The sequence below is a fragment of the Streptomyces sp. NPDC002057 genome, assembly GCF_040296665.1.
Lineage (GTDB): Bacteria > Actinomycetota > Actinomycetes > Streptomycetales > Streptomycetaceae > Streptomyces.
Genome location: NZ_JBEOXR010000025.1, coordinates 47,345 through 72,451, shown reverse-complemented (window position 1 = coordinate 72,451; position 25,107 = coordinate 47,345). Strand labels below are relative to the sequence as shown.

Below are 25,107 nucleotides of genomic sequence, written 5' to 3'. Positions count from 1 at the left end.
CCGTTCGGGCGCGTCGAGGATCACCCCATGGACCGACTCCTCAGCCGCGCCGTCGACGGCGTCCTGCGCGTGAGCGCCCAGCGCGTCCCCGACCGGGTCGCCGTCCGCTACGCCGACCGGACCTGGACGTACGCCGAGCTCGACGCGGCCGTCTCCACCGCCGCGGCCGTCCTGCGGGAGCCGCACCACCTCGGCCTGCCCGAGTACGCCCGGGTCGCGACCTACGGTCACAACTCGGACGCCTACCTGATCGCGTTCCTCGCCTGCTCCCGGGCGGGTCTGATCCACGTGCCGGTCAACCACCACCTGACCGGTGAGGACCTCACGTACCTCCTGGAGCAGTCGGAGACCTCCCTCGTCCTCGCCGACCCCGGTCTCGCGGACCGCGTCCCCGACGGCTACGCGGTCAGGACGCTGCGCGACGCGCCCGGTTCGCTCCTCGACGCGCTCGCCGTTCCGGAGGCGTACGACACCGACCGCGACGCCCGCGACCTCGTCCAGCTGCTCTACACCTCCGGCACCACCGCCCTGCCCAAGGGCGCGATGATGACCCACCGGGCCCTCGTCCACGAGTACGCGAGCGCGATCGAGGCCCTCGACCTGCACGAGGACGACCGGCCGGTGCACGCGCTGCCGCTCTACCACTCGGCGCAGACGCACGTCTTCCTGCTGCCCTACCTCGCCGTCGGCGCCGAGAACACCATCGTCGACGGGCCCGATCCGGCCGTCCTCTTCGACCTCGTCGAGACGGGCCGAGCCGACACCCTCTTCGCCCCGCCGACCGTCTGGATCGGCCTCGCCAACCACCCGGACTTCGCCGGCCGGGACCTGTCCGCCCTGCGCAAGGCCTACTACGGGGCCTCGATCATGCCCGTACCCGTCCTGGAACGGCTCCGCGCCCGGCTGCCGGAGCTGCGCTTCTACAACTGCTTCGGCCAGTCCGAGATCGGCCCGCTCGCCACCGTCCTCGGCCCCGACGAGCACGAGGGCCGGATGGACTCCTGCGGCCGTCCCGTCCGTCACGTGGAGGCCCGGGTCGTCGACGAGGACGGCAGGGACGTGCCCGACGGCACGCCCGGCGAGATCGTCTACCGCTCACCGCAGCTCTGCGAGGGGTACTGGCGCAAGCGCGAGGAGACCGAGGCGGCCTTCCGGGGCGGCTGGTTCCACTCGGGCGACCTCGCGGTCCGCGACGCCGAGGGCTACCTCACCATCGTCGACCGGGTGAAGGACGTCATCAACTCCGGGGGAGTGCTCGTCGCCTCGCGGCAGGTGGAGGACGCGCTGTACACCCACCCCGGTGTCGCCGAGGTGGCCGTGATCGGCCTCCCCGACGAGCGCTGGATCGAGGCGGTCACGGCCGTGGTCGTCCCGCGCGGCGAGGTCACCGAGGCCGAACTCCTGGCCCACGCGCGGGAGAGCCTCGCCCACTTCAAGGCCCCGAAGCGCGTCCACTTCACCCCCGAGCTGCCCCGCAACGCGAGCGGCAAGATCCTCAAGCGCGAACTGCGCGACCGGTTCGGCGGCGCGGGGAAGAGCGGCGGCGGCGAGCCGGTGTGACGCTCGGGGCATGGCGGGGCTTCGCCCCCCGGGGGGTCTCGGCCCGCAGGACCGCGACCCCCTCAGACCTCCGCCCCCTCAGACCTCCGCCCCCCCATGACCTCGACCCCTCGGACTTCCGCCCCCTCAGACCTCCGCCCCCCATGACCTCGACCCCTCGGACCTCCGCCCCTCAGGACCCCGTTCCCCGCAGGTCCACGATCCGCTTGATCTTGCCCACCGAGCGTTCCAGCGTCTCCGGGTCGACCACCTCGACCCCGACCGACACCCCGATCCCGTCCTTGACCGCCGCCGCGATGGCCCGGGCCGCCTCCGCCCGCTGCTCCTCCGTCGCGCCCGCCCGGGCCTCGGCCCGAACCGTGAGGGCGTCCAGGCGGCCCTCCCTGGTGAGCCGCAGCTGGAAGTGCGGGGCGACGGCCGGCGTACGGAGGACGATCTCCTCGATCTGGGTGGGGAAGAGGTTCACCCCGCGCAGGATGATCATGTCGTCGCTGCGTCCGGTGACCTTCTCCATCCGCCGGAACACCCGTGCGGTGCCCGGCAGCAGCCGGGTCAGGTCCCGGGTCCGGTAGCGGATGACCGGCATGGCCTCCTTGGTGAGCGAGGTGAAGACGAGTTCGCCCTCCTCCCCGTCGGGCAGCACCTCGCCCGTGAACGGGTCCACGACCTCCGGGTAGAAGTGGTCCTCCCAGATGTGCAGACCGTCCTTGGTCTCCACGCACTCCTGTGCCACCCCGGGGCCGATCACCTCCGACAGGCCGTATATGTCGACCGCGTCGATCGCGAAGGCCTCCTCGATCTCCTTCCGCATCGCCTCCGTCCACGGCTCGGCGCCGAACACGCCCACCTTGAGGGAGGTCGACCGCGGGTCCACGCCCTGCCGCTCGAACTCGTCGAGCAGCGTGAGCATGTACGAGGGGGTCACCATGATGATCTCGGGCCGGAAGTCCTGGATGAGCTGGACCTGTCGGGCCGTCATGCCGCCGGAGGCGGGGATCACCGTGCACCCGAGGCGCTCCGCGCCGTAGTGGGCGCCGAGTCCACCGGTGAACAGGCCGTATCCGTAAGCCACATGGACCTTGTGTCCGGGGCGGGCCCCGGCCGCCCGCAGGGAGCGCGCCACCACGTCGGCCCACAGGTCGAGGTCTCCCTCGGTGTAGCCGACGACGGTCGGCCGGCCGGTGGTGCCGCTGGAGGCGTGGACCCGCCGGACGCGGGACTGGTCGACGGCGAACATGCCGAAGGGGTAGTGGTCGCGGAGGTCCGCCTTGGTGGTGAAGGGGAAGCGGGCCAGGTCCGCGAGCGTGCGGCAGTCGTCGGGGGTGACGCCGGCCGCGTCGAAGGAGCGTCGGTGGAAGTCCACGTTCTCGTAGGCGTGGCGCAGGGTCGCGCGCAGCCGCTCCAGCTGGAGTGCCGCCAGCTCCTCGCGTCCGAGCCGTTCGCCGCTGTCCAGCAGTTCCGTCATCGCGCCACTCCTCCACCACGGTCGTAAAACGGACTACCGATCATTCGGTCGACCCGTTCCGGGCCAGTAAATCCGGAGGTACCCGGGGCTTGGCAAGGGGTCGGAGGAACATTTCCCCGATCGCGCGAGCGCCCGGGCGGCGGCGGCCCGGCAAATCCCGTTGCCGGTTCCTGAGCAGGGGTGTTGGAGTGACCGGCATGGATACGCACCCGACCCACCGGACCGAGCAGACCCACCGGACCGAGCCCGGCCCGCAGACCCCGGCGAGCCCGCAGACCGAGCCGAACCCGCAGATCCGGCACCTCCGTGACCTCTACGACCGTCAGCTGCGCCGGGAGGCCCGGCCCGACGGACCCGGCTGCCGGGTCGAGCGCGTCGGCGACGTCGTCCGGCAGACCGGACCCGCCCACGCCTGGAACGGCGTCCTCTGGTCCGGCCTCGACGCCCCCGGCTGCGACGGCGCCATCGCCGAGCAGATCGCGTACTACCGCGCCGCCGACCTGTCCTTCGAATGGAAGCTGTTCGCGCACGACACCCCCGCCGACCTCGGCGAGAGGCTCCTCGCCGCGGGCTTCACGCCCGAGGACCCCGAGACCCTGATGGTCGCGGAGGCCGCCGCGCTGCCCCACGACGTACCGCTGCCCGAGGGGGTCGAACTCCGCGCGGTCACCGACGAGGCGGGGATCCGCCAGGTCGTCGAGGTCCACGAACGCGCCTTCGGCTCCGACAGCGGCGACATCGGGCGCCAGCTGCTCGACCGGCTCGCGGCCGACCCGGAGACCGTCACCGCCGTCGTCGCCCTCGCCGCGGGCGAACCCGTCAGCGCGGCCCGACTCGAACTCTGCTCCGGCACCGACTTCGCCGGCCTCTGGGGCGGCGGCACCGTCGAGGGGTGGCGGGGCCGCGGCCTCTACCGCGCCCTCGTCTCCCACCGCGCGCGCATCGCCGCGGAGCGGGGCCACCGGTACGTCCACGTCGACGCGGCCGAGACCAGCCGGCCGATCCTGCGGCGCCTCGGGTTCCTGACCCTCTCCACCACGACCCCGTACACGTACGGCGGTTAGAGGCCCGGGAGGCTCGGGCGCCGCACGGACGCCAAGCCGTCCCGGGGCCGCCGGCTCCACGTCACCACCGGCACGGACCGCCGGGGTCCCGTCACCGTCGGGGGCGTCCGCCCGCAGGACTCGCCCAGCACGGGCCCGGCGCTCCACGTGACGGTCCGGCGCGACGCGGCGGGCTCCTCGTGACTCCGGTGCCTCAGGCGGTCGTCCAGTGCGCGGGGCGCTCGAAACCCTCCGGGAGGCGGGTCTCGGCGTTCCCGCGCGCCGCGTTCAGCTGGGGCTGCGTCAGGAAGAGCGCGTCCGTCAGGTCGGCGCCCGACAGATCGGTGTCCCGCAGGTCCGCGCCGATCAGGTCCGTGAGGCTCAGGTCGGCGCCCGTCAGGTCGGCGGCGATCAGGAGCGCCCCGCGCAGGTCGGTGCCCCGCAGCCGCGCCCCGCGCAGCCGCTTCCCGATCAGGTCCGCCCCGCGCCGGCTCTTCGGCCTCCCGCCGGCCGCCGCGCGGACCAGCTCGCTCGTCCGCAGCAGCAGCCCGTTCACGTCGGCGCGCACCTCGGGCACCCTCAGCTGCTCCAGCGCGTCCACGGAGCCTCCGGTGAGCTCCTCGATCCGGGCGAGAGCGGTCCGCAGCTCCCCGTGGACGGGCCGGGCCGCCGGGCGGGCCAGCGCCTCGGTGAGGTAGCGCAGCAGCTCGTGGAGCTGGCGCATCACGTAGAACACGTCGTACATCCGGCTCGCCGTCTCCGGCGCCTCGCGCCACGACACCCCGCCGAACGTCACCTGGGAGACCTGCTGGCCGGCGCCGAAGCAGTCGTACACCGTGCAGCCCTGGAAGCCGCTCGTCCGCAGCCGGGTGTGGATGCCGCAGCGGAAGTCGTCCTGGAGGTTGCTGCAGGGCTCGCCGGGCGCCTTGTCCACGGCGAAGTCGGCCGACTTCGCGAAGGGCAGCGCCACACAGCACAGACCGAAGCAGTTGGCGCAGTCGCCGCGCAGGGCGTCGGCGGCGGGGGTCTCGGTCACGGTGGACACGGTTCCTCAGCTGGTCGGGGACGGTCCGTCCACCGTATCGCGCGGGCCGCGAAACCGTTTGCGAAGATCATCCGGGGTCGGTGAGGATCGGCGCATGCCGACCTTCACGACGTACGACGGAACCGTGCTCAGCTACCGGATCGAGGGGGAGGGCGAGCCGCTGGTCTGCCTGGCGGGCGGGCCGATGCGCGACGCCTCCTACCTCGGTGACCTCGGCGGACTCGCCGCCCACCGGTCCCTGGTCCTGCTCGACGCCCGCGGCACCGGGGCGAGCGCCGAGCCCGCCGACCCCGGCACCTACCGCTGCGACCGGCAGGTCGGCGACGTCGAGGCGCTCCGCGCCCACCTGGGCCTGGAGCGGATCGACCTCCTCGGCCATTCGGCGGCCGGGAACCTCGCCACCCTGTACGCCGCCGCGCATCCCGGGCGGATCCGCTCCCTCGTGCTCGTCACCTCGGCGGCCCGCGCGCTCGGCGTCGTCACCACCGACGAGGAGTGGGACGAGGCCGCCGAGGTCTTCGCCGACCGCTCCTGGTACCCGCAGGCACGGGCCGCGCTCGACGCGATCGGACCGGACACGCCGCTGCCGCGCGTCTGGGAGGCCGTAGCGCCCTTCGCGTACGGCCGCTGGGACGAGGCCGCCCGGGAACACGCGGCGGGCACGGTGGGACAGACGCGCTGGGAGGCCGTCTCCGCCTACCACGGCGAGGGGGCGTACGACCCGGAGGCGACCCGGCGCGCGCTCACCGCGCTCACGGCCCCGGTGCTGGTCCTGGCGGGGGAGTACGACGCGGGCCCCACCCCGGCGAAGGCGGCCGAGGCCGCATCCCGCTTCCCGCGGGCCGAGCTGGTCGTCCTGCCGGGCGCCGGTCACTTCCCCTGGGTGGACGACCCGGACGCCTTCGTCCGCCCGGTCGTCGCGTTCCTCGATCCGGAGGTCCGTACGGTCACCGTCGACGGCGTACGTCTCGCCTACCGGGTACGGGGATCCGAGGACGCCCCGCCGGTCGTCCTGGTCCACGGGCGCGGCGAGTCCGGCACCACCTGGACGCGGATCGCGGCGGAGCTCGCCGCCGACCACCGGGTCTACGCGGTCGACCTGCGCGGTCACGGACTGAGCGACCGGCCAGGCCGCTACGGCTTCGACGTCTTCCGCGACGAGCTCGGCGGCTTCCTCAGGGCCCTCGGCCTCACCGGTGCCACCGTCGTCGCCCACTCGATGGGCGCCGCCGCCGCGTACCTGCTCGCCCGGAGCGAACCGGAACTCGTCGGCCGGCTCGTCCTGGAGGAGCCCCCGGTCTTCTTCCCGCTCGACCCGCCGCGTCCCCCGGCGGTGCGCCCCGAGGGCCCCCTCGCCTTCGACTGGGAGATCGTCCCCTCCACCGACGCCCAGCTGAACGCGCCCGACCCCGCCTGGCGCGAGGACGTTCCGGAGATCAAGGCCCCCACCCTCGTCCTGGCGGGCGGCCCGACGAGCCATGTCTCCCAGGACCGCCTGAGCTGGCTGGCGGACCGCCTCCCCGACGCCCGCCTCGTCCCGATCGAGGCGGGACACCTCCTCCACACGAACCGGCCGGACGAGTTCCTCGCCGCGATCAGGGAGTTCGGCCTCCGGGCCCCCTAGCGCGCCTGTCCTCCGGCGTGGGCCGGGCGTGAGCCGAGGGACCGGCCCTACCCGTCCGACCCCGGTCCGCCGTCCGCGCCCCGGCCGGCCTCCGCCGCCGGATCCGCCGTGTCCGCGTCGACCGCCACCGAGCGGGCCCAGCGGTAGTCCGCCTTGCCGCTGGGGGAGCGCTGGATGCGGTCGGCGAGGACCAGCTGACGGGGCACCTTGTATCCGGCGAGACGGGGCCGGCAGTGGGCCTGGACCGACTCCAGGTCCAGCGGCGGGGCGTCCGCGCGGAGCTGCACGACCGCCGCGACGTGGTTGCCCCAGCGGGCGTCGGGCACTCCGGCGACCAGCGCGTCGTACACGTCGGGGTGGGACTTGAGGGCCTGCTCCACCTCCTCCGGGTAGACCTTCTCGCCGCCCGTGTTGATGCACTGGGAGCCGCGCCCGAGGACGGTGACCACCCCGCTCTCGTCCACGGTCGCCATGTCGCCGAGGAGCACCCAGCGCACCCCGTCCCGCTCGAAGAAGGTCTCGGCGGTCTTCGCCGGGTCGTTGTAGTAGCCGAGCGGCACGTGGCCGCGCTGGGCGAGCCGTCCGATGTCGCCGGGGGCGACGGGGACGCGGGTCGCGGGGTCCACGACCTGGGTGCGTTCGTTGACGTGCAGCCGGAAGCCCTTGGCGGGGCCGGAGTCGTCGGTGGCGCGGCCGTTGGAACCGGACTCGGTGGAGCCGAAGTTGTTGAGGAGCAGGACGTTCGGCATCAGCTCCTGGAGCTGGGCCCGTACGGTGTCGGACATGATCGCCCCGGACGAGGACAGGCTGAACAGGGCAGAGAGGTCCGTGCCCTTCAGCGGCCCGCGCAGGGCGTCGACGAGCGGCCGCAGCATCGCGTCCCCGACCAGGGAGATGCTGGACACCTTCTCCTTCTCCAGGGTGCGCAGGACCTCCTCCGGCACGTACTTGCGGTGCAGGACGACCCGCTGCCCGTAGTTGAAGGCGATGAACGCGGTCAGCGTGGAGGTGCCGTGCATGAGCGGCGGCGCGGGGAAGAAGGTGATGCCGGCGCCGCCGGCCGCGACCCGCTCGGCCAGCTCCTCGGGGCGCTTCACCGCCTCGCCCGAGGGGTCCCCGCCGAACAGCCCGGCGAAGAACAGGTCCTCCTGGCGCCACAGGACCCCCTTGGGCATCCCGGTCGTCCCACCGGTGTAGATGATGAAGAGGTCGTCGGCCGAGCGGGGGCCGAAGCCCCGTTCCGGCGATCCGGCCGCCTCCGCCTCGGTGAACGGCACGGAGTCGAGCCCGGCTGCTTCCTCGGGCGGGGTCCCCACCCGCACGAGGTGCCGCAGCTTCTCCGTCTGCGGCAGCGCCGCCGCGACCCGGTCGGTGAACTCGGCGTCGAAGACGAGTGCGGCCAGGTCGGCGTCCCGGTAGAGGTAGACGAGCTCCTCCTCCACGTACCGGTAGTTCACGTTGACCGGCACGATCCGCGCCTTGAGGCAGGCGAGGACGGTCTGCAGGTACTCGACGCCGTTGTAGAGGTGGAGTCCGAGGTGCTCACCGGCCCGGATGCCCGCGTCGGTGAGGTGGTGGGCGATCCGGTTGGCGGCGGAGTCGAGTTCGGCGTAGGTGAGCCGGCGCTCCTCGCCCGTCCCCGGATGGTCGACGTACACCAGCGCCTCGCGGTCGGGGACCGCGTCGACGACCGATTCGAACAGGTCGGCAAGGTTGTACTCCACCGTTCCTCCTGACCCCGGCTCGCTCTGACTCGTACGCGTGCGCACTGACTCGGCGGTCATTAGAGCGCCGACCGGCGACGGGGGGAAGGGGGTGCGCAGAAGAATCTGACTGGGTGTCAGAAAACTATTGAACTGGACCCCCGGCTCCTGCAACCTGTTCCAGAACTGGAGACGGGAGACCCCCATGGGTGGCACCGAACACCTCGGCGTACGGCGCGAAGGCGCCACGCTCGTACTCACCTTGAACCGGCCCGAGGCCAAGAACGCCCTCTCGCTGCCGATGCTCGTCGGCCTCTACGACGGCTGGCTGGAGGCCGACGCCGACGACGGCATCCGCTCCGTCGTCCTCACCGGCGCGGGCGGCACCTTCTGCGCCGGCATGGACCTCAAGGCCCTCGCCGGGAAGGGAATGGAGGGCGAGCGGTACCGGGACCGGCTCAAGGCCGACCCCGACCTGCACTGGAAGGCGATGCTGCGCCACCACCGGCCCCGCAAACCCGTCATCGCCGCCGTCGAGGGGTACTGCGTCGCGGGCGGCACCGAGATCCTCCAGGGCACCGACATCCGGGTCGCGGCCGCCTCCGCCACCTTCGGTCTCTTCGAGGTCAGGCGCGGCCTCTTCCCCATCGGCGGCTCCACCGTCCGGCTGCCCCGCCAGATCGCCCGCACCCACGCCCTCGAAATGCTCCTCACGGGCCGCCCGTACACGGCGGAGGAGGCCGCCCGCATCGGCCTCGTCGGACGGGTCGTCCCCGACGGCACGGCGCTGGACGCCGCCCTCGACCTCGCCGAACGGGTCAACGCCTGCGGTCCGCTCGCCGTCGAGGCCGTCAAGGCCTCCGTCTACGAGACCGCCGAGATGACCGAGACCGAGGGACTGGCCGCCGAACTCAAGCGCGGATGGCCGATCTTCGACACGGCGGACGCGAAGGAGGGGGCGCGGGCGTTCGCGGAGAAGCGGGCGGCGGTCTACCGCCGGGAGTGAGGCCGTCCCGACGCCGGGGCCACGCCCCCGGACCCCCGCGCCCCGAACGCCGGCGGGGCCGCACCGCGGCGCCGCCGTACAAGGCCCCGCACGGCGGCCCCACCGTACGCCCACCCCACCGCCACCAAGGAGCCCGCACATGACCGTCACCCCACCGCCGGAGACCCTCCGCGCCCCCCTCGTCGTGGAGTTCCCCTTCACCCGCTCCCTCGGCCCCGTCCAGTCCGCCTTCCTCACCGGACTGCGCGAAAGGACCGTCCTCGGGGTGCGCACCGAGGCCGGCCAGGTGCTCGTCCCGCCCGTCGAGTACGACCCCGCCACCGCCGCCGAACTCCGCGACCTCGTCGAGGTCGCCGCCACCGGCACCGTCACCACCTGGGCCTGGAACCCCGAGCCCCGCCGGGACCAGCCCCTCGCCACCCCCTTCGCGTGGGTCCTCGTCCGCCTCGACGGAGCCGACACCGCCCTCCTGCACGCCCTCGACGCACCCGGCCCCGAAGCCGTCCGCACCGGCCTCCGGGTCCGCGTCCGCTGGGCCGCCGAACGCTCCGGCGCGATCACTGACATCGCCTGCTTCGAGCCGTACGACAGCGACCCCGGAGCCGGACCGCGGCCCCACGACGGCCTGTTCGCCGACCCCGTCACCGGCATCGTCGCGCCCGCGCGCCTCGACTACACGTACAGCCCCGGCCGCGCCCAGACCCGCTATCTGCACGCGCTCGCCGAGCGCCGGACCGTCGGCGAGCGCTGCCCCTCCTGCGCCAAGGTGTACGTGCCACCCCGGGGCGCCTGCCCCACCTGCGGCGTCGCCACCACCGACCAGGTCGAGGTCGGCCCGGCGGGCACCGTCACCACCTTCTGCATCGTCAACATCAAGGCGAAGAACGCCGACATCGAGGTGCCGTACGTCTACGCCCACATCGCCCTCGACGGCGCCGGGCTCGCCCTCCACGGCCGCATCGCCGGCATCCCCTACGACCAGGTCCGGATGGGCCTGCGCGTCGAACCCGTGTGGAGCGAGGACGGCCGCTACCCCGACCACTACCGGCCCACCGGCGAGCCCGACGCCGACTACGACACCTACAAGGAGCTGCTGTGAGGCCGGACCGAGAGGTGGCGATCGTCGCCTTCGCCCAGACCGACCACCGCCGACGCACCGACGACCTCTCCGAGGTGGAGATGGTCATGCCCGTCCTGCACGACGTCCTCCGCCGGACCGGCCTGAAGACCTCCGACATCGACTTCACCTGCTCCGGCTCCTCCGACTACCTCGCCGGACGCGCCTTCTCCTTCACCATGGCCCTCGACGGCGTCGGCGCCTGGCCCCCCATCTCCGAGTCGCACGTCGAGATGGACGGCGCCTGGGCGCTCTACGAGGCCTGGGTGAAGCTCCTCACCGGCGAGGCCGACACCGCCCTCGTCTACTCCTACGGCAAGGCCTCGCCCGGCTCCGTCCGCGACGTCCTCACCCGCCAGCTCGACCCGTACTACCTCGCCCCGCTCTGGCCCGACTCCGTCGCCCTCGCCGCCCTCCAGGCGCAGGCGCTCGTCGACGCCGGAGACACCGACGAACCCGCCCTCGCCGCGATCGCCGCCCGCAGCCGGCGGGACGCCACGGACAACCCCCACGCCCAACTGCCCGGCGCCCGCCCCCAGGGCGACTACGTCGTCCGGCCGCTGCGCACCGGCGACTGCCCGCCCATCGGCGACGGGGCCGCCGCCGTCATCCTCGCCGCCGGGGACCGGGCCCGCGAACTCTGCGCCCGACCCGCCTGGATCCGGGGCATGGACCACCGCGTCGAGGCCCACTCCCTCGGGGTCCGCGACCTCACCGACTCGCCCTCCACCCGCCTCGCCGCCGAACGCGCCGGAGCCTTCGAGCGGCCCGTCGACACCGCCGAGCTCCACGCCCCCTTCACCTCCCAGGAGGTCGTGCTCGCCAAGGCCCTCGACCTCGACGACAGGGTGAGGGTCAACCCGTCCGGCGGAGCCCTCGCCGCCAACCCCGTCATGGCCGCCGGCCTGATCCGGCTCGGCGAGGCCGCCGCCCGCATCCACCGGGGCGACTCCGACCGCGCCCTCGCCCACGCCACCTCGGGCCCCTGCCTGCAGCAGAACCTGGTCGCCGTCCTGGAAGGGGACTCCCGTGCCTAAAGAGCCAGTAGCCGTCGTCGGCATAGGGCAGACCAAGCACGTCGCCGCCCGCGGCGACGTCTCCCTCGCCGGACTCGTCCGCGAGGCCGCCGTCCGCGCCCTCGCGGACGCGGAGCTGACCTGGGCGGACATCGACGCCGTGGTCATCGGCAAGGCCCCCGACTTCTTCGAGGGGGTGATGATGCCGGAGCTGTACCTCGCCGACGCGCTCGGCGCCGTCGGCAAGCCCATGCTCCGGGTGCACACGGCCGGTTCGGTCGGCGGCTCCACCGCCCTCGTCGCCGCCAACCTGGTCGCCGCCCGCGTCCACCGGACCGTCCTCACCCTCGCCTTCGAGAAGCAGTCCGAGTCCAACGCCATGTGGGGCCTCTCGCTGCCCGTGCCCTTCCAGCAGCCCCTGCTCGCCGGCGCCGGAGGCTTCTTCGCCCCGCACGTGCGGGCCTACATGCGCCGCACCGGCGCCCCCGACACGACCGGCTCCCTCGTCGCGTACAAGGACCGGCGCAACGCCCTGAAGAACCCCTACGCCCATCTCCACGAGCACGACCTCACCCTGGAGAAGGTGCAGTCCTCGCCGATGCTCTGGGACCCCATCCGCTACTCCGAGACGTGCCCCTCCTCGGACGGCGCCTGCGCGATGGTCCTCACCGACCGCACCGGCGCGGCCCGTTCGCCCCGGCCCCCGGCCTGGGTGCACGGCGGGGCGATGCGCAGCGAACCCACCCTCTTCGCCGGCAAGGACTTCGTCTCGCCCCAGGCCGGCCGGGACTGCGCCGCCGACGTCTACCGGCAGGCCGGCATCACCGACCCCCGCCGGGAGATCGACGCCGTCGAGATGTACGTGCCGTTCTCCTGGTACGAGCCGATGTGGCTGGAGAACCTGGGCTTCGCCGAGGAGGGCGAGGGCTGGAAGCTCACCGAGGCGGGGGTGACCGAGCTCGACGGGGACCTGCCCGTGAACCCCTCCGGCGGAGTGCTCTCCACCAACCCCATCGGAGCCTCCGGGATGATCCGCTTCGCCGAGGCCGCCCTCCAGGTCCGCGGGGAGGCCGGCGAGCACCAGGTCGACGGCGCGCACCGGGCCCTCGGCCACGCCTACGGGGGCGGCGCCCAGTTCTTCGCCATGTGGCTCGTCGGAGACACCCCGCCCACCGGCTGACCGGCCACCGCGTGCGGCGCATACCCTGGCGCCCATGAACGCGGAACGTGATCTGACCAGGCTCCTCACCGGCATGCGGCCGGAGCTCGACCCCGGCCGCTACGTCTTCACCACGGTGGACGGCCCCGCCCCGGACGGGGTCGCCCCGGTGGTCACCGTCGCCGAATCCGAGGGGCTCACCCTCGTCGTGCGCCAGGAGGAGGCGGACGCCGCAGCCCTCCCGTACGACTACGTGGCGGGCCGGATCACGCTGCGGGTGCACTCCGCGCTCGACGCGGTCGGGCTGACGGCCGCCGTGGCAGGGGCGCTCGCCGACGCGGGTCTGAGCTGCAATGTGGTGGCCGGATTCCACCACGACCACCTCTTCGTGGAGCACGCGCGCGCGGAGGAGGCGCTGGCCGTCCTGGAGCGGCTCGCGGAGAGCTGACGGCGCCCCGCGCCGCGCCGCGCGGAGTGGCGGGGCCGCCCTCCGCGACCGGTCGGGCGCTCCGGGTGACCGCCGAGGTCTGCCGCCCGCGGGCCGCGCGAAGCTCCCGCCGACCGGCGCGTGCGGCCCCTCGTCGGCCCGGACGCGCTCACCGCGCGTGAGCGTGCCGCCGCCGGGCTCACCGTCCGAGACCAGAAGGCCTCCGCCGCCCTCGACGTCGACACGGCCGCCGTCGGCCGGCTCCCGGCGGCCCTCCACGAACGGCTCACGATCGATCGCGGGGGCCTCGCCCAGGGTCTCGGGAACGCCGGACGGGAGCCCCGGGAGCCCGTCGGGCGAGGCCGGCCTCCCGGAGCCGCCCGGCGCGTCGCATCGCGCGCCGGGGCACGTACCATGGCCGTATGTCCTTCCTCCGCCGCCGTAGCGCCGCCACTCCCGCGGGCCCGGACTTCGACGTCCTGGCCATGGATCCGGGGGACTGGCCCGGCAACCTCGGCGCCGGTCTGCTGCCCGCCCCCGACGGTTCCTGCCAGGGCGTCTTCCTCCGGTACGACCTGTTCGGCGGCCGCGGCCCCGCGATGATCATCGGCAACCTGCCGGAGGGCTCGCCGGCGCGCGAGCTCGCCGACACCCAGATCCCCTTCGAGGTGGCGCAGCTCCTGGCCGCCCTGGAGAACGACGAGCCGGTCGAGGTCCTCGACACCGAGGACGTCCCGGTGATGCAGGGCGACAACCTCCTCATCGTCCGCCGCCTCAAGCTCTCCGAGAGCCGCATCTCCTGCGTCCAGTTCGACCGCAGCGACAACGTCCTCGTGACGATCGCCAGTTGGGACCGGCCGATCACCGACGACCTCTACGCGCTGCTCAAGCCGCTGCCCGCCGAGCTGTTCCAGCAGGGCTGACGGGGGAGCGGGGGCCGATGAGCGCGCGCGTCGACAGCTGGATCTGGGCGGTCCGCCTGACCAAGACCCGTGCCCAGGCCGCCGCGGCCTGCCGGGCCGGACACGTCAAGGTCAACGGCGAACGGGCCAAGCCCGCCCAGCCCGTGAAGCCCGGTGACGAGGTCCGGCTCTTCCACGGCGGACGGGAGCGGATCGTCGAGGTCAAGGTGCTCCACGCCAAGCGGATCGGCCCGCCGGTCGCCGCCGAGGCGTTCGTGGACAACAGCCCGCCCCCGCCGCCGCGCGAACAGGTCGCCGTGGCCGCGGTCCGCGACCGGGGCGCCGGGCGACCGACCAAGCGGGACCGCCGCGAGCTCGACGGGCTGCGCGGCCGCCGCGCCTGACACGAACCGGTACGAGGCCGCCCCCGGAGAATCCCGGAGGCGGCCTCCCTCGTGTCTCGGCGCACGGTCCGCGTCTCAGCGCGCGGTGGAGCCGATCAGCGCGGCCACCCGCGCGGCCGAGGTGCCGATGCCGGTGGGACCGCTCCGCAGCAGGGTGGTGCCGGCTCCCGAGTGCACGTCCTCGGCCCGGTAACGTCGCACGCTCCGGTGCCAGTTGAGGATCCCGGCGAGCCAGTCCTCCAGCTCCCGCAGATACGCCTCGAAGGCCGCCCTGCCCTCCGCGTCGAGCCCGAAGTCCGCGTAGAGCAGAGGCACTTCGTGCTTCTTGACGTGCTCGAACTGGCGCAGCCGGCCCCGCATCAGGTCGTCGACCATCGCGACCGCCGTCGGGTAGTCGCAGTCGAAGAACTTCTGCAGCACCAGGACGCCGTTGTGCACCTCGCCCTCGACCTCGATCTCCTTCTGGTAGGAGAAGAGGTCGTTGAGGAGCGTCGCGTAGTCCATGACCGAGCGCTCCAGGGAGCGCACCGTGCCCGTGAGGTAGAGCGCGGCCGGCAGCGCCTCGGAGTGCCGCAGCCGGCAGAGCAGGGTGGTCATCTCCGAACCGAAGGTGGAGCGGCGCATCTCGATGTAGTCGACCGGGTCGGGCACCCGGTGCTGGGCCTGGTTGTGCAGCTCCCAGAGCCAGCTGTCCAGCATGAGGTCGAGCGCGGTCCGCAGCTGCGCGCGGGCGTCCGGCGCCATCGGGCCCGCCGTCCGTGCCCAGAGGTCGGCGAGCGAGCGCTCCATCGGATTGACGGCGAGCCCCGCCCCGAGGGCCGGATCCTCCAGCGGCATGCAGGACTTGAACCGCTCGGTCTGCCGCTTAGCACCCCCGAGGTCGCGCGGCCGGCCGAAGACCGCCGGGTAGTAGTCGTCCCCGTACGTCCCCCAGGTGAGCCACTCGGAGCTGAGCTCCAGCTCCTCCAGGGTGGCGTCGGGGTCGAGCCCCGCCGCGCAGAGCGCGAGGTCGAAGCCGTCCATCAGCGGCCGGTCCCAGATGTCGTCCAGGAGGCCCATCCGCTCGGCCCAGTCCTCGGAGAGCCGCTTCGCCTCCTGGTGGTGGGGGCTGAGGGTGAGCGGGTACGGCAGGTCGAACTCCGGCAGCAGCGAGGGGCCGACGTGCTGGTGCGGCACGTGGGTGAGCGTCCGCAGCCGGGAGGTGGCCGACCGCCCGAACAGGTTCCGGATGTCGAGGGCGGAGGTGCCGATGATCCCGTCCAGGTGCGTGGGGCCGCCGACCATGCCCTCGTTCATGTACCGGCTGGAGCGCATGTGCCACTCGTGACCGCCGGACTGCCAGTCCTGGAGCCCCTTGGCGTACGCCGCCACGGCCGCGCACTCCTCGGGCGTGAGACCCTTCTCGGCGGCGAGCAGCGGCACTTCGGTGAGGGCCGTGTTCTCGAACTGGTGGAGTCGTGAGGTCAGCAGGTCGTTGACGGCGTTCGCCGCCTCCTGCGTCGTGCAGCCGAGGAACCGCTCCAGGACGAGCACGCCGTTGCTGTTCTCGCCCTCGTCCTCCACCTCGCGCTGGTACGAGAAGAGGTCGTTGCGCAGGTGGACGGCGTCGGAGAAGGCGTCCCTGAGCACCCGCAGGGGCCGGGAGTGGGCCACCCGGTCCGGGACCTCGGCCCCCGCCGCGTACTCGACGAGCCCCGCCGACCAGGGCGCCCCGCCCACCTTGCGGCGCATCTCGATGTACTCGACGGGGTTGGCGACGCGCCCCTCGTTGATGTTGTCGAGCTCCCAGAGCGACTCGTTGAGCAGGTGCTCCGTCGCCTCCGCGAACCGCACCCGCCAGCCCTCGGACATCGAGGGAACGGTTCGTCGCCAGAGGTCGGCGAGACCCGCCTCGACGGGGTTGGTCGGCTCGGGCATCCCCGTCGCGGGGTCCGCCGGCATGAACAGCGGCAGCCGGTCCAGGTACACCTTGCCGCCCGCCCGGTCCTGGGTCCGCTTGAAGATCTCCAGGAAGTGGTCGTCGAAGAAGAAGACCCAGGTGTACCAGTCCGTGACGAGGTTCAGGGACTCCTCGTCGCAGTCGGGATGCGTGTACGCGCAGAGCAGCGCGTAGTCGTGGGAGTCGAGGTCGTGCTGCTCCCAGACCCCCGAGCCCTCCAGCATCCCCATCTCCCGCGCCCAGTCCCGGGTGTGCGTGCGGGCGGCCTCCACATGGGGGTTGAGCCGTGCCGGATACGGAACATAGAAATCCGGCATAACGAAGGGCTGAGGCATGTGCTGGGGGGCCTTCCGGTGAGCGAGGTCGTTGTCGGGCCCACCTTTACCCGTCGCCCGTACGGCGCACGCGATCTTCCGAATAGTCCTATGAACGCCGACGGGGTGGTGCCGGACAGCCCGCCCGGCACCACCCCGCACCTTTCGGCCAGACCTCCGTCAGGCCCGGGAAACCCGCACGTCAGACGCCTTGACGAAGGCCACCCGATGGCCGAACTGAATCTGGTAGTACTCCTCCTGACCACGCACCACCTGGTGCCCACTGCTGTCGAACACCGGCGCGAAGTAGTACTCGCCCGGGGTCCGGTCGCCCACCACGTACCGCTGCCCCGCGAGCAGCCGGTACGGCAGCGGCGACACCGCCTGCACCGGCACCCCCGCCGGATACGCCGAGGCCTCCGGGTAGGCCCGCCCGTACACCGGCACCGACGCGAGCCCCTCGCGGGGCTCCAGGACGAGACCCCGGACGTTCACGGCCGTCGGCTCCTTCCGCGGATTGTGGAACCACGCCTTCTGCCCGAGGTACCAGATCGCCGTCCACTCGCCCCGGCGCTCCGCCACCGCGTAGCTCTGCCCCGTGGAGGCCCGCGCCCCGGTGTCGTTGACCCCGGTGGTCGACGCCTCCCCGCCCGGCCGCAGACCGATGTCCGTCACCAGGGGCGCGTCCGGGTCCGGCCCGGTGTGCAGGCGCACCGCCCCGCTCCCGTGCGGCGCGCACGCCACCCCCGCCGTCACACACCCCGTGTAGACCGGCCGGTGGTCGCCGTAGTCGGGCCGGATCGTGACCACTCCGGCCGCCGGACCGGCGCTCGGCGTGATCGGACGGCCGAGCAGCCGGAAGTAGTGCGCCCAGTCCCAGTACGGCCCCGGGTCGGTGTGCATGCCCCTGATCGTGGACGTCACCGTGCCGGGCACGTTGTCGTGGCCCAGGACGTGCTGCCGGTCGAGCGGGATGTCGAACCGGGCGGCGAGGTACCGGACCAGCCGCGCCGACGTCCGGTACATCGCCTCCGTGTACCAGGAGTCGGGCGCCGTCAGGAAGCCCTCGTGCTCCAGACCCACCGACTTGGCGTTCACGAACCAGTTGCCCGCGTGCCAGCCGACGTCCTTGAGCGCCAGGTGCTGGGCGATGTGCCCGTCGGAGGAGCGCAGCGAGTACTGCCAGGACACGTACGTCGGGTCCCGCACCAGGTCCAGGGTGGTGTCCCAGACCGCCTCGGTGTCATGGATCACGATGTAGTCGATCGACTGGGCGGAGGGCCGGTCCGCCTTGTCGTGGTTGCCGTAGTCGCCGTCGCCGAACTCCTCGTACGGCGCGGGGATCCACTCGCAGGCCACCGTGCGCGGACACTCCACGGGCCCGGACCCGGGCCGGCGCAGCCCGAGGCCGGCCAGCTGCTCCGTGGCGGGCGCGACCGCCGGCGCGGCCCGGAGCGTCACCACCTGTCCGCTGTCCGTCGTCCGGGACTCCCCGGTCCGGATCACGTCGAACACGTCGTTCGCGTACGTCGTCGCCGTGGCCGAGTCGTCCGCGCCCGAGTAGCGCGCCACCGCCCCGAACCACGCGGCCGGGTCCGCGCTCGCCGGAAGCCCGGCCTCCCGCTGCGCCGCGGCGAGCAGCGCCGCCCCGCCCTCGATGTTCGCCGCCGGGTCGGTCCGCAGCTCCTCGCCCGGAATCCCGGACAGCGCGGACGCCCGCTCCAGGGTGCGCAGTCGCGCGGGCAGCGAACCCGCGGCCGGGACCGGTGCGTGGCCGCCCGGGCGCACGGCCCGGGAGGAGTCGCCGCGCGCGTCCTCCGTGTCCTCCGAATGGTGCGGGACGGCCTCGGTCAGCGCCGTCACCGCGTCCGTCAGGTGCATCGGCCCGTAGCCCCCGGTCACGCTCGGCGCACCGCCGTGCGAGTCCCAGCGCGACTGGAGGTACGAGACGGCGAGCAGCACGCTCTCGGGTACGCCGTGGCGTGCGGCGGCCCGCGCGAAGTCGCCCTGGAGCGAGCCGGACGCGGGCACACCGGCACCGGCCGGCGGAGCGGCCGACAGCAGGGGCAGGAGCAGGGCGGCGGACGCGAGGGCGACCACCGTTCGTGGTCGACGACGTGAAGCCGTACGAGGCAAGGCAGCCTCCAGAGGCGGGGGTGACACCGGGGGTGCGGGACCGAACCCGTACAGGGGTATCGGCTCCCGGACGATCCGTCAATCACGCCTCAGAAAAGAGAAGTTCCCACGTCAGAGCGGGAAAGGAGGCCATCCGGCGGAGTTTCGCGGCGACGGGCCCCGGGCCTGGGGCGCGTCAGTGGAGTGGACCACTGGCCAGGCTCCGGGACGCGCGGCGGGGGCGTACACGCCAGTGCGCCGCGTCCCGGTGTGTCGGCACCGGGCGCACGGCGCACCCTCCCCCGTGTCGTCGGTCGGACCCGCCCGTTCAGCGCGTCCCGACCGCCGCGCGCACGGCCCGCCGTGCCATGGCGCAGTCGTCGTGCAGCCGCCTCAGAAGCAGCCGCTGTTCCTCACCGGGCGCGAGCGCCCCGGTGGGCACCGGCACGGAACCGGCCGGCGGAGCCTCCTTCATGGTGCGGTGCACCGCCGTCTCGTAGGTACGGATCTCCCGCGTCAGCACGATCATCAGGTTGACCAGGAAGGCGTCCCGGGAGGCCGGACCCGCCTGCTGGGCGAGCTGACTGATCTGCCGCCGGGCCAGCGGGGCGTCCGCGAGGACCGCCCACAGGGTCGCCAGGTCGTATCCGGGCAGGTACCACCCCGCGTGCTCCCAGTCGACCAGGACCGGTCCGGTGGGGGAGAGGAGGATGTTGGAGAGCAGGGCGTCACCGTGACAGAACTGCCCCATGCCCTGACGGCCACCCGCGTGCGCCAGACCGTGCAGCAGCTTCTGCAGGTCGTCACGGTCCCGGTCGGTGAAGAGACCGAGCTCGTGGTAGCGGGCGATCCGGGTGCCGTAGTCCAGCGGGGCGTCGAAGGTCCCGGTCGGCGGCCGCCAGGCGTTGAGCCGGGTGATCGCGCCGAGCGCGGCCCGGACGTCGGCCCGCGGCGGAGCCTCGACGGGGTGGCGCGAGAGCGCCGCGGCCCGCCCGGGCATCCGCTCGATCACCAGCGTGCAGTTCTCCGGGTCCGCCGCGATCAGCCGCGGCGCCCGCACCGGCGGACGGTGGCGGACGAAGGAGCGGTAGGAAGCTATCTCGTGCCGGAACCGCTCGACCCACGCGGGGGAATGGTCCAGTAAACACTTCGCGACCGCCGTGGTCCGCCCGGTCGTCCCGACGATCAGTACCGACCGGCCGCTGCGCCGCAGCACCTGCACCGGGTTGAACTCCGGGCAGATGCGGTGGACGGAGGCGATCGCCATCTTCAGCTGCGCCCCCTGGGGGCCTGACAGATCGATTCTCCCGCTGACCGTCTGGGTACCCGTGCCGGCCGCCCAGCGCCTCGGCCGTACGGCCTGGGGGGCGGGAGCGAGGTAGGGCCCGGCGCCGGCCGGGACGATGCGGTGCTGCGGCCGGGGCGGGGCGGACACGGAGGACGATGCTGTGTACATGGAGGTGACAGATCCCTTCGTGGTCCGACGAGTTGCGTGCGTCGCCCCGCCCGCCCCCCGGTCCGCACCCTGGGGAATGAGGGCCGGTCGGCGGGGCGGGGTGGCGCTTTCCTACCTGACACCCGGGCGCGGGTGGCGGAACATCGGGCGCACCCTGGCGAACCCTGGCGAATAGTCGCCAGCCCTATGACAGGGGGTTACTGTCAACTCAGCCGAGAACCTGGGGGCTTAGACGTGACCGGACAAACCAACACCCGCCTGGCAGACCTCTTCGGCCTGGCCGGCTGGTCCAAGGGCGAACTCGCGAGACTCGTCAACCGGCAGGCGGCGGCCATGGGCCACCCGCAGCTGGCGACCGACACCTCGCGGGTCCGGCGCTGGATCGACCGCGGTGAGACCCCGCGCGATCCCGTTCCCCGGGTGCTGGCAGCACTGTTCACCGAGCGACTCGGCCGTGTCGTGACCATCGAGGACCTCGGGTTCGTACGACACGGGCGCGCCGGAAAGCGGCAGGACGTCAGGAAGACGGAGAACCCTGACGGGCTGCCCTGGGCACCCGATCGTACGGCGGCGGTCCTCACCGAATTCACGGGAATGGACCTCATGCTCAACCGACGCGGCCTGGTGGGCGCGGGTGCCGCGCTTGCCGCCGGCTCCGTACTCAGCAACGCCATGCACGACTGGCTGCAGACCGACCCCGCACGCCAGTCCACCCCCCAGCGTGCCACCGATCCCCTCCACGCCGACCCCGCCGGGTTCGACCGCTACGAGGCCGCCCCCATCGGGTCGGAGGAGATCGAGGCACTGGAGCACTCGGTGGAGGTGTTCCGCGCCTGGGACGCCTCCCGGGGCGGCGGCCTCCAGCGCAAGGCGGTGGTGGGCCAGCTCAACGAGGTGGGCGGCATGCTCGCCTACCGCCACGCCGACCACCTCCAGCGGCGCCTGTGGGGCGTCGCCGCCAACCTGGCCGTCCTCGCGGGCTGGATGTCGCACGACGTCGGCCTCGAACCCACGGCCCAGAAGTACTTCGTGATCGCCGCCCACGCGGCCCGCGAGGGCGGCGACCGGCCCCGGGCCGGTGAGGCCCTGTCCCGCGCCGCACGCCAGATGGTGCACCTGGGCCGGCCCGACGACGCGCTCGACCTCATGAAGCTCGCCAAGGACGGCTCCGGCGAGCGGGTGCTGCCCCGGACCCGGGCCATGTTCCACACGATCGAGGCCTGGGCGCAGGCCTCGATGGGCCGCGGGCAGGCCATGCGCCGCACCCTCGGAGAGGCCGAGGACCTGTTCGTGTCCGACCGGCGCGACGAGCGGACGCCGAGCTGGATGCAGAACTTCGACGAGGCGGACATGCACGGCATGCAGGCCCTCGCCTACCGGACCCTCGCCGACCACGACCCCACCGCCGCGGTCCCCGCGCAGCGCCACGCCAAGCTGGCGATCGAACTGCGGCGCGGCGGCCACGACCGCTCGAAGCTCTTCGACCACATCTCGCTGGCCTCCGCCTGCTTCATCGCCGACGACCCGGAGCAGGCCGACCGGTACGCCAGGCTCGCCCTGATGTCGATGGGGGAGACCTCCTCCCACCGCACCTGGGACCGGCTGCGGGAGATGTACCGGCTCACCGGGCAGTACGCCGGCTACGCCAGGATCGAGCACCTGCGTGAGGAGATCGAGCAGGCCCTGCCGAGGTCGCCGGTCAACCGTCCGAGGACGGGACAGGCCTGAGGGGCCGACCGGCCCGTCGTCCGCCACGGCGACCACGACGGCGACGGCAGGAGCGGTGCGGGCACGTGGGCGCACCCGCCGAGGACGACACGGGCACGAGGGATCGACCGACCGAGCACGGGGCAGGCCCACGGGGCCGACCGACCGGGGACGGTCCGCTTCCGAGCGGCTCGGGCCGGACCGGCAGGCGTCAAGTGGCGCTCGGTGCGAGGTGGTTCAGTTCCCGACCCGGACCACCATCACGCAGGCGTCGTCCGCGCGCTGTTCCTCACCGAACTCCTCCACCACCGCACGCACACCGTCCTGGGCGTCCCTCGCGCCGGAGAGCCGGTGTCCCAGGGCGAGCAGTCGTCGCGTGCCCGTGTCGTCGTCCGCGCCGCTGCCCCGGGTCAGCCCGTCGGTGTGCAGCACGATCAGGTCGCCGGGGCGCAGCCGGGTCTCGGCCTCGTCGTACACGGCCCCGGTCGTCGCCCCCAGGAGGACACCCTCGGGGCGCCGGAGGGCGTGCCCCGTCCCGTCGCGGAACAGCAGCGGGGCGGGGTGGCCGGCCTGCGCCCAGGTCAGCGTCTGGGCGACCGGGTCGTAGCGGCAGCACATCGCACTGCCGAGCGCGGGCTGTACGGAGGTCTCCAGGAGCTGGTTGAGATGGCCCATGAGCGCGGCGGGCCGGATTCCGGCCACGGCCATGCCCCGCAGCGCGCCCAGGAGCATGGCCATCGAGGAGGTCGCGGCGACCCCGTGGCCCGTCAGGTCACCCACGGTGAGCAGCGCGTCCCCGTCGGGCAGGGCCAGCGCGTCGTACCAGTCGCCGCCGATCAGACCGGTGCTGGCGGCCGGGAGGTAGTGGGCGGCCACGTCGAGCGGGGCGGGGCCGCCGTGCGCGAAGCTGAGCGAGCCCCGCCACGGCGGGAGCACCGCCTCCTGGAGCTCCACGGCGACCCGTCGCTCGGTCTGCTCGATGTGGCGGCTGCGCTCCAGGGTGTCCCGGCTCTCGCGCACGGCCCGCTCGCTGCGCCGGAGTTCGCTGACGTCGCGGAGGACGGCCCACATCGAGGCGGTGCAGCCGTCGGCGTCGAGCACGGGCTCGCCGGTCATGTGCACCGTCCGCACACAGCCGTCGGTCCGCACGATCCGGAACTCGCCGTCGATCGGCTTCCCGTCGATCAGACAGTCCGTCACCATGCTCTGGAGGACGGACTGGTCCTCGGCGAAGACCATCGTGGGCATCTCGTCCAGCGACATGGGGCCGCTCTCGCGGGTACGTCCGAAGATCTGGTACAGCTCCTCGGACCAACTGACCTCGTCGGTCAGGAGGTTCCACTCGGCGCTGCCGACGCGGGCGAGCAGCGATCCGGTGCGCTGCGGGGCGGCCGCGCCGTACGCGGTGCCGGGGTCGGTCGGGAGGGCCGTGTCGACGACGGGGTCGGGCGCCGGCTCGACGGCGACCTCCTCCGGCGCGCCCGCCCGGAGCTGACCCAAGTGCGCTCCGAGATCGTCCAGTTGGTGGACCGCCAGGTCGCAGAGGGCGCGCTGCCAGCGCTGCTGCGGATCGTCGTCGTTCACCACGGCGTCCCGGCGCACGGCGGCGAGCTCGCCGCGCAGACGGCGGGTCTGTGAGATCAGCGCGTCCACCGCGCCCGGCTCCGGCTGCTGGGCGGGGCGGTCCGCGAACAGTGGGGACGGCATGTCGTACTCCGATACAGGCGCGGCACGGCCAGGCCAGGTGCGAAAGGGAGGCCCGCATACGACTGTTGCACAGCGGGGGACGGCCCGTAAGGGCTTTGGCAACACTCGATCCGGTGGTGCTTCCGGCATATGCCAAAGGCCCGGCGATTATCGGCCAGGCCGCGACGCGTTACGGTGCGGGGGTGGTGAACGACGACGGAATCGGCACGGTGGGCACGCGCACGGCGGTCACGGGCGGGGCGGGTACGAGCACGGGGACGGGCACGACGGACGAGGTACGGAGAGGCCCGGCGGGGGCCACCGCCACGGGCACCGCGTTCCTCCTCGCGGCCGCGCCCGCCGGACGCGGGCGTGCCATGGACGCCGCCTCCGTGCTGCCCGCCCTCGCCGCCGTGCCGCCCGGGGTCCTCACCGGCACCACCACCGCCACCGTGGTCGAACTCGCCGACCCGCTCGACCCGCAGACCGTCCTGACCCGGCTGCGCGCCGCCGCGGCGAGCCCCGGTCCCCTGGTCCTCTGCCTCGCGGGACAGCTCCATCTCGACCGCCGGCAGCAGCTGCCCCACCTCGCCCTCGCCCGCACCACCCCGGCGACGCTCCGCTACACGGCGCTGCCCTGGCACTGGCTCGCCGGCGAACTCGGCGTGCGGGCCCCCGGCACCACGACCGTCGTCGCGGACCTCGCCGCCGACGCGGCCGTGTGGGAACGCCTCGCCGCCGCGCCCGGCCCGCTGCACCTGGGGCCCGGACCGGTCCTCTACGGACGGATCTCCCCGGCCCCGCGCCGGGGAGAGCCCCTGGCCCCCGACTACCTGCGCTCCTGGGCCGAACTCTGGCGCTCCGGCGCCCGGCTCCCCCACCCCACGCTCCACGCCGAGTCCGCCGCCCACGCCGCCTCGGCCCTGCCCGGCTCGCTCTTCCTGGCGCCCGCGCCCGCTCCCGCGCGGACCCCGGAGCAGGACCCGCACCCGACGATCCTGGCCGCCGCCATGGCGGGCCGGCACGGAGAGGCGGCGGCGGTCGCCGCGGCCTGGGAGAGCGAGGCCCTGCGCCGCCACGGCCCCCGGTCCGGGGAGGCCGTCCACTGGACCGAGGTACGGGCCGATCTCGCCCGCCTCGCCGGGGACCCCGCCCGCAGCTGCGAACTGTGGCTCGCCGCCGCCGAGGCGCGGCTCGCCCTGCGTCAGCCGACGGACGACCCCGACGTCGAAGGGGCCGTGGACCGGGCCCACCACCAGTGGGGAGAGATCGGCGACCCCGCTCGGGCCCGCGCCCTCGGCCCCGCCCTGATCTCCCTGCGGGAACGGGTCCCCGGCCGCCGACCCGGGGCGCTGGCCGCCCTGCGCCGCCGCATGGCCGCCTGAACCCCGACCGCCGCACGTACCGCGCTCTCCCGAA

19 protein-coding genes are annotated in these 25,107 nt (G+C 73.6%); 12 read left to right on the top strand and 7 right to left on the bottom strand.

Annotation, left to right across the window (positions count from 1 at the left end; all coding sequences use genetic code 11):
* The first annotated feature begins 27 nt into the window (after positions 1-27).
* On the top strand, positions 28-1,560 hold the full coding sequence (locus tag ABT129_RS20465; protein WP_351903180.1) for a fatty acyl-CoA synthetase: 1,533 nt from the start codon (positions 28-30) through the stop codon (positions 1,558-1,560).
* A gap of 172 nt (positions 1,561-1,732) precedes the next feature.
* Here ABT129_RS20465 and paaK read toward each other — a convergent pair whose 3' ends face one another.
* On the bottom strand, positions 1,733-3,025 hold the full coding sequence (paaK, locus tag ABT129_RS20460) for a phenylacetate--CoA ligase PaaK (protein ID WP_351903177.1): 1,293 nt from the start codon (positions 3,023-3,025) through the stop codon (positions 1,733-1,735).
* Between the two features lie 197 nt (positions 3,026-3,222).
* Here paaK and ABT129_RS20455 point away from each other — a divergent pair, with 197 nt between their 5' ends.
* The gene (locus ABT129_RS20455) at positions 3,223-4,089 is read left to right on the top strand and encodes a GNAT family N-acetyltransferase (RefSeq protein ID WP_351903174.1); all 867 of its coding nucleotides are present in this window, start codon (positions 3,223-3,225) and stop codon (positions 4,087-4,089) included.
* 193 nt (positions 4,090-4,282) lie between these two features.
* Here ABT129_RS20455 and ABT129_RS20450 read toward each other — a convergent pair whose 3' ends face one another.
* Positions 4,283-5,104 carry a pentapeptide repeat-containing protein gene (locus tag ABT129_RS20450; protein ID WP_351903171.1) on the bottom strand — a complete coding sequence of 274 codons (822 nt, stop codon included), beginning with the start codon at positions 5,102-5,104 and terminating at the stop codon, positions 4,283-4,285.
* Between the two features lie 103 nt (positions 5,105-5,207).
* Between ABT129_RS20450 and ABT129_RS20445 the strand changes: the two genes are divergently transcribed.
* Entirely contained in the window at positions 5,208-6,737 is a 1,530-nt protein-coding gene (locus tag ABT129_RS20445; protein WP_351903168.1) for an alpha/beta fold hydrolase, read from the top strand.
* A gap of 47 nt (positions 6,738-6,784) precedes the next feature.
* Here the strand turns inward: ABT129_RS20445 and ABT129_RS20440 are convergent, their stop codons facing one another.
* Complete coding sequence (locus ABT129_RS20440; protein WP_351903165.1) at positions 6,785-8,461, bottom strand: acyl-CoA synthetase; 1,677 nt, start codon at positions 8,459-8,461, stop codon at positions 6,785-6,787.
* A gap of 184 nt (positions 8,462-8,645) precedes the next feature.
* On the opposite strand from ABT129_RS20440, the gene ABT129_RS20435 reads away from it, so the two are divergent.
* The 7 genes from ABT129_RS20435 to ABT129_RS20405 all read left to right on the top strand — a co-directional run bounded on the left by ABT129_RS20435 (position 8,646) and on the right by ABT129_RS20405 (position 14,471).
* Positions 8,646-9,446 (top strand): crotonase/enoyl-CoA hydratase family protein, encoded by an 801-nt coding sequence (locus ABT129_RS20435; RefSeq protein ID WP_351903162.1) that lies wholly within the window; start codon positions 8,646-8,648, stop codon positions 9,444-9,446.
* A 139-nt stretch (positions 9,447-9,585) separates the two neighbouring features.
* Positions 9,586-10,545: a Zn-ribbon domain-containing OB-fold protein gene (locus ABT129_RS20430; protein ID WP_351903159.1), complete on the top strand. Its 960-nt coding sequence runs from the start codon at positions 9,586-9,588 to the stop codon at positions 10,543-10,545.
* Positions 10,542-11,600, top strand: coding sequence for a thiolase family protein (locus ABT129_RS20425; protein WP_351903156.1), 1,059 nt, complete (start codon positions 10,542-10,544; stop codon positions 11,598-11,600). Before ABT129_RS20430 ends, ABT129_RS20425 begins: the two co-directional genes overlap by 4 nt.
* Positions 11,593-12,759, top strand: coding sequence for a thiolase family protein (locus tag ABT129_RS20420; RefSeq protein ID WP_351903153.1), 1,167 nt, complete (start codon positions 11,593-11,595; stop codon positions 12,757-12,759). The genes ABT129_RS20425 and ABT129_RS20420 overlap by 8 nt, the downstream gene beginning before the upstream one ends.
* A 34-nt stretch (positions 12,760-12,793) precedes the next feature.
* On the top strand, positions 12,794-13,186 hold the full coding sequence (locus tag ABT129_RS20415; RefSeq protein ID WP_351903151.1) for an ACT domain-containing protein: 393 nt from the start codon (positions 12,794-12,796) through the stop codon (positions 13,184-13,186).
* A 401-nt stretch (positions 13,187-13,587) separates the two neighbouring features.
* The gene (locus ABT129_RS20410) at positions 13,588-14,088 is read left to right on the top strand and encodes a hypothetical protein (RefSeq protein ID WP_351903148.1); all 501 of its coding nucleotides are present in this window, start codon (positions 13,588-13,590) and stop codon (positions 14,086-14,088) included.
* A gap of 17 nt (positions 14,089-14,105) precedes the next feature.
* On the top strand, positions 14,106-14,471 hold the full coding sequence (locus ABT129_RS20405) for an RNA-binding S4 domain-containing protein (RefSeq protein ID WP_351903146.1): 366 nt from the start codon (positions 14,106-14,108) through the stop codon (positions 14,469-14,471).
* Between the two features lie 75 nt (positions 14,472-14,546).
* On the opposite strand, the gene ABT129_RS20400 is transcribed toward ABT129_RS20405, so the two are convergent.
* The 3 genes from ABT129_RS20400 to ABT129_RS20390 all read right to left on the bottom strand — a co-directional run bounded on the left by ABT129_RS20400 (position 14,547) and on the right by ABT129_RS20390 (position 20,295).
* Positions 14,547-16,745, bottom strand: coding sequence for a terpene synthase family protein (locus ABT129_RS20400; protein ID WP_351903143.1), 2,199 nt, complete (start codon positions 16,743-16,745; stop codon positions 14,547-14,549).
* A 159-nt stretch (positions 16,746-16,904) separates the two neighbouring features.
* Positions 16,905-18,824 carry an N-acetylmuramoyl-L-alanine amidase gene (locus ABT129_RS20395; RefSeq protein WP_351903140.1) on the bottom strand — a complete coding sequence of 640 codons (1,920 nt, stop codon included), beginning with the start codon at positions 18,822-18,824 and terminating at the stop codon, positions 16,905-16,907.
* 343 nt (positions 18,825-19,167) lie between these two features.
* A complete protein-coding gene (locus ABT129_RS20390; protein WP_351903137.1) occupies positions 19,168-20,295 on the bottom strand; it encodes an aminoglycoside phosphotransferase family protein in 1,128 nt (375 codons plus the stop codon).
* Between the two features lie 234 nt (positions 20,296-20,529).
* Between ABT129_RS20390 and ABT129_RS20385 the strand changes: the two genes are divergently transcribed.
* Positions 20,530-22,023, top strand: a complete 1,494-nt coding sequence (locus ABT129_RS20385) for a DNA-binding protein NsdB (protein ID WP_351903135.1) — start codon at positions 20,530-20,532, stop codon at positions 22,021-22,023.
* A gap of 216 nt (positions 22,024-22,239) precedes the next feature.
* On the opposite strand, the gene ABT129_RS20380 is transcribed toward ABT129_RS20385, so the two are convergent.
* Positions 22,240-23,709, bottom strand: a complete 1,470-nt coding sequence (locus ABT129_RS20380; RefSeq protein ID WP_351903132.1) for a PP2C family protein-serine/threonine phosphatase — start codon at positions 23,707-23,709, stop codon at positions 22,240-22,242.
* A gap of 182 nt (positions 23,710-23,891) precedes the next feature.
* Here ABT129_RS20380 and ABT129_RS20375 point away from each other — a divergent pair, with 182 nt between their 5' ends.
* On the top strand, positions 23,892-25,073 hold the full coding sequence (locus ABT129_RS20375) for a hypothetical protein (RefSeq protein ID WP_351903129.1): 1,182 nt from the start codon (positions 23,892-23,894) through the stop codon (positions 25,071-25,073).
* The last annotated feature ends 34 nt before the right edge of the window (positions 25,074-25,107 follow it).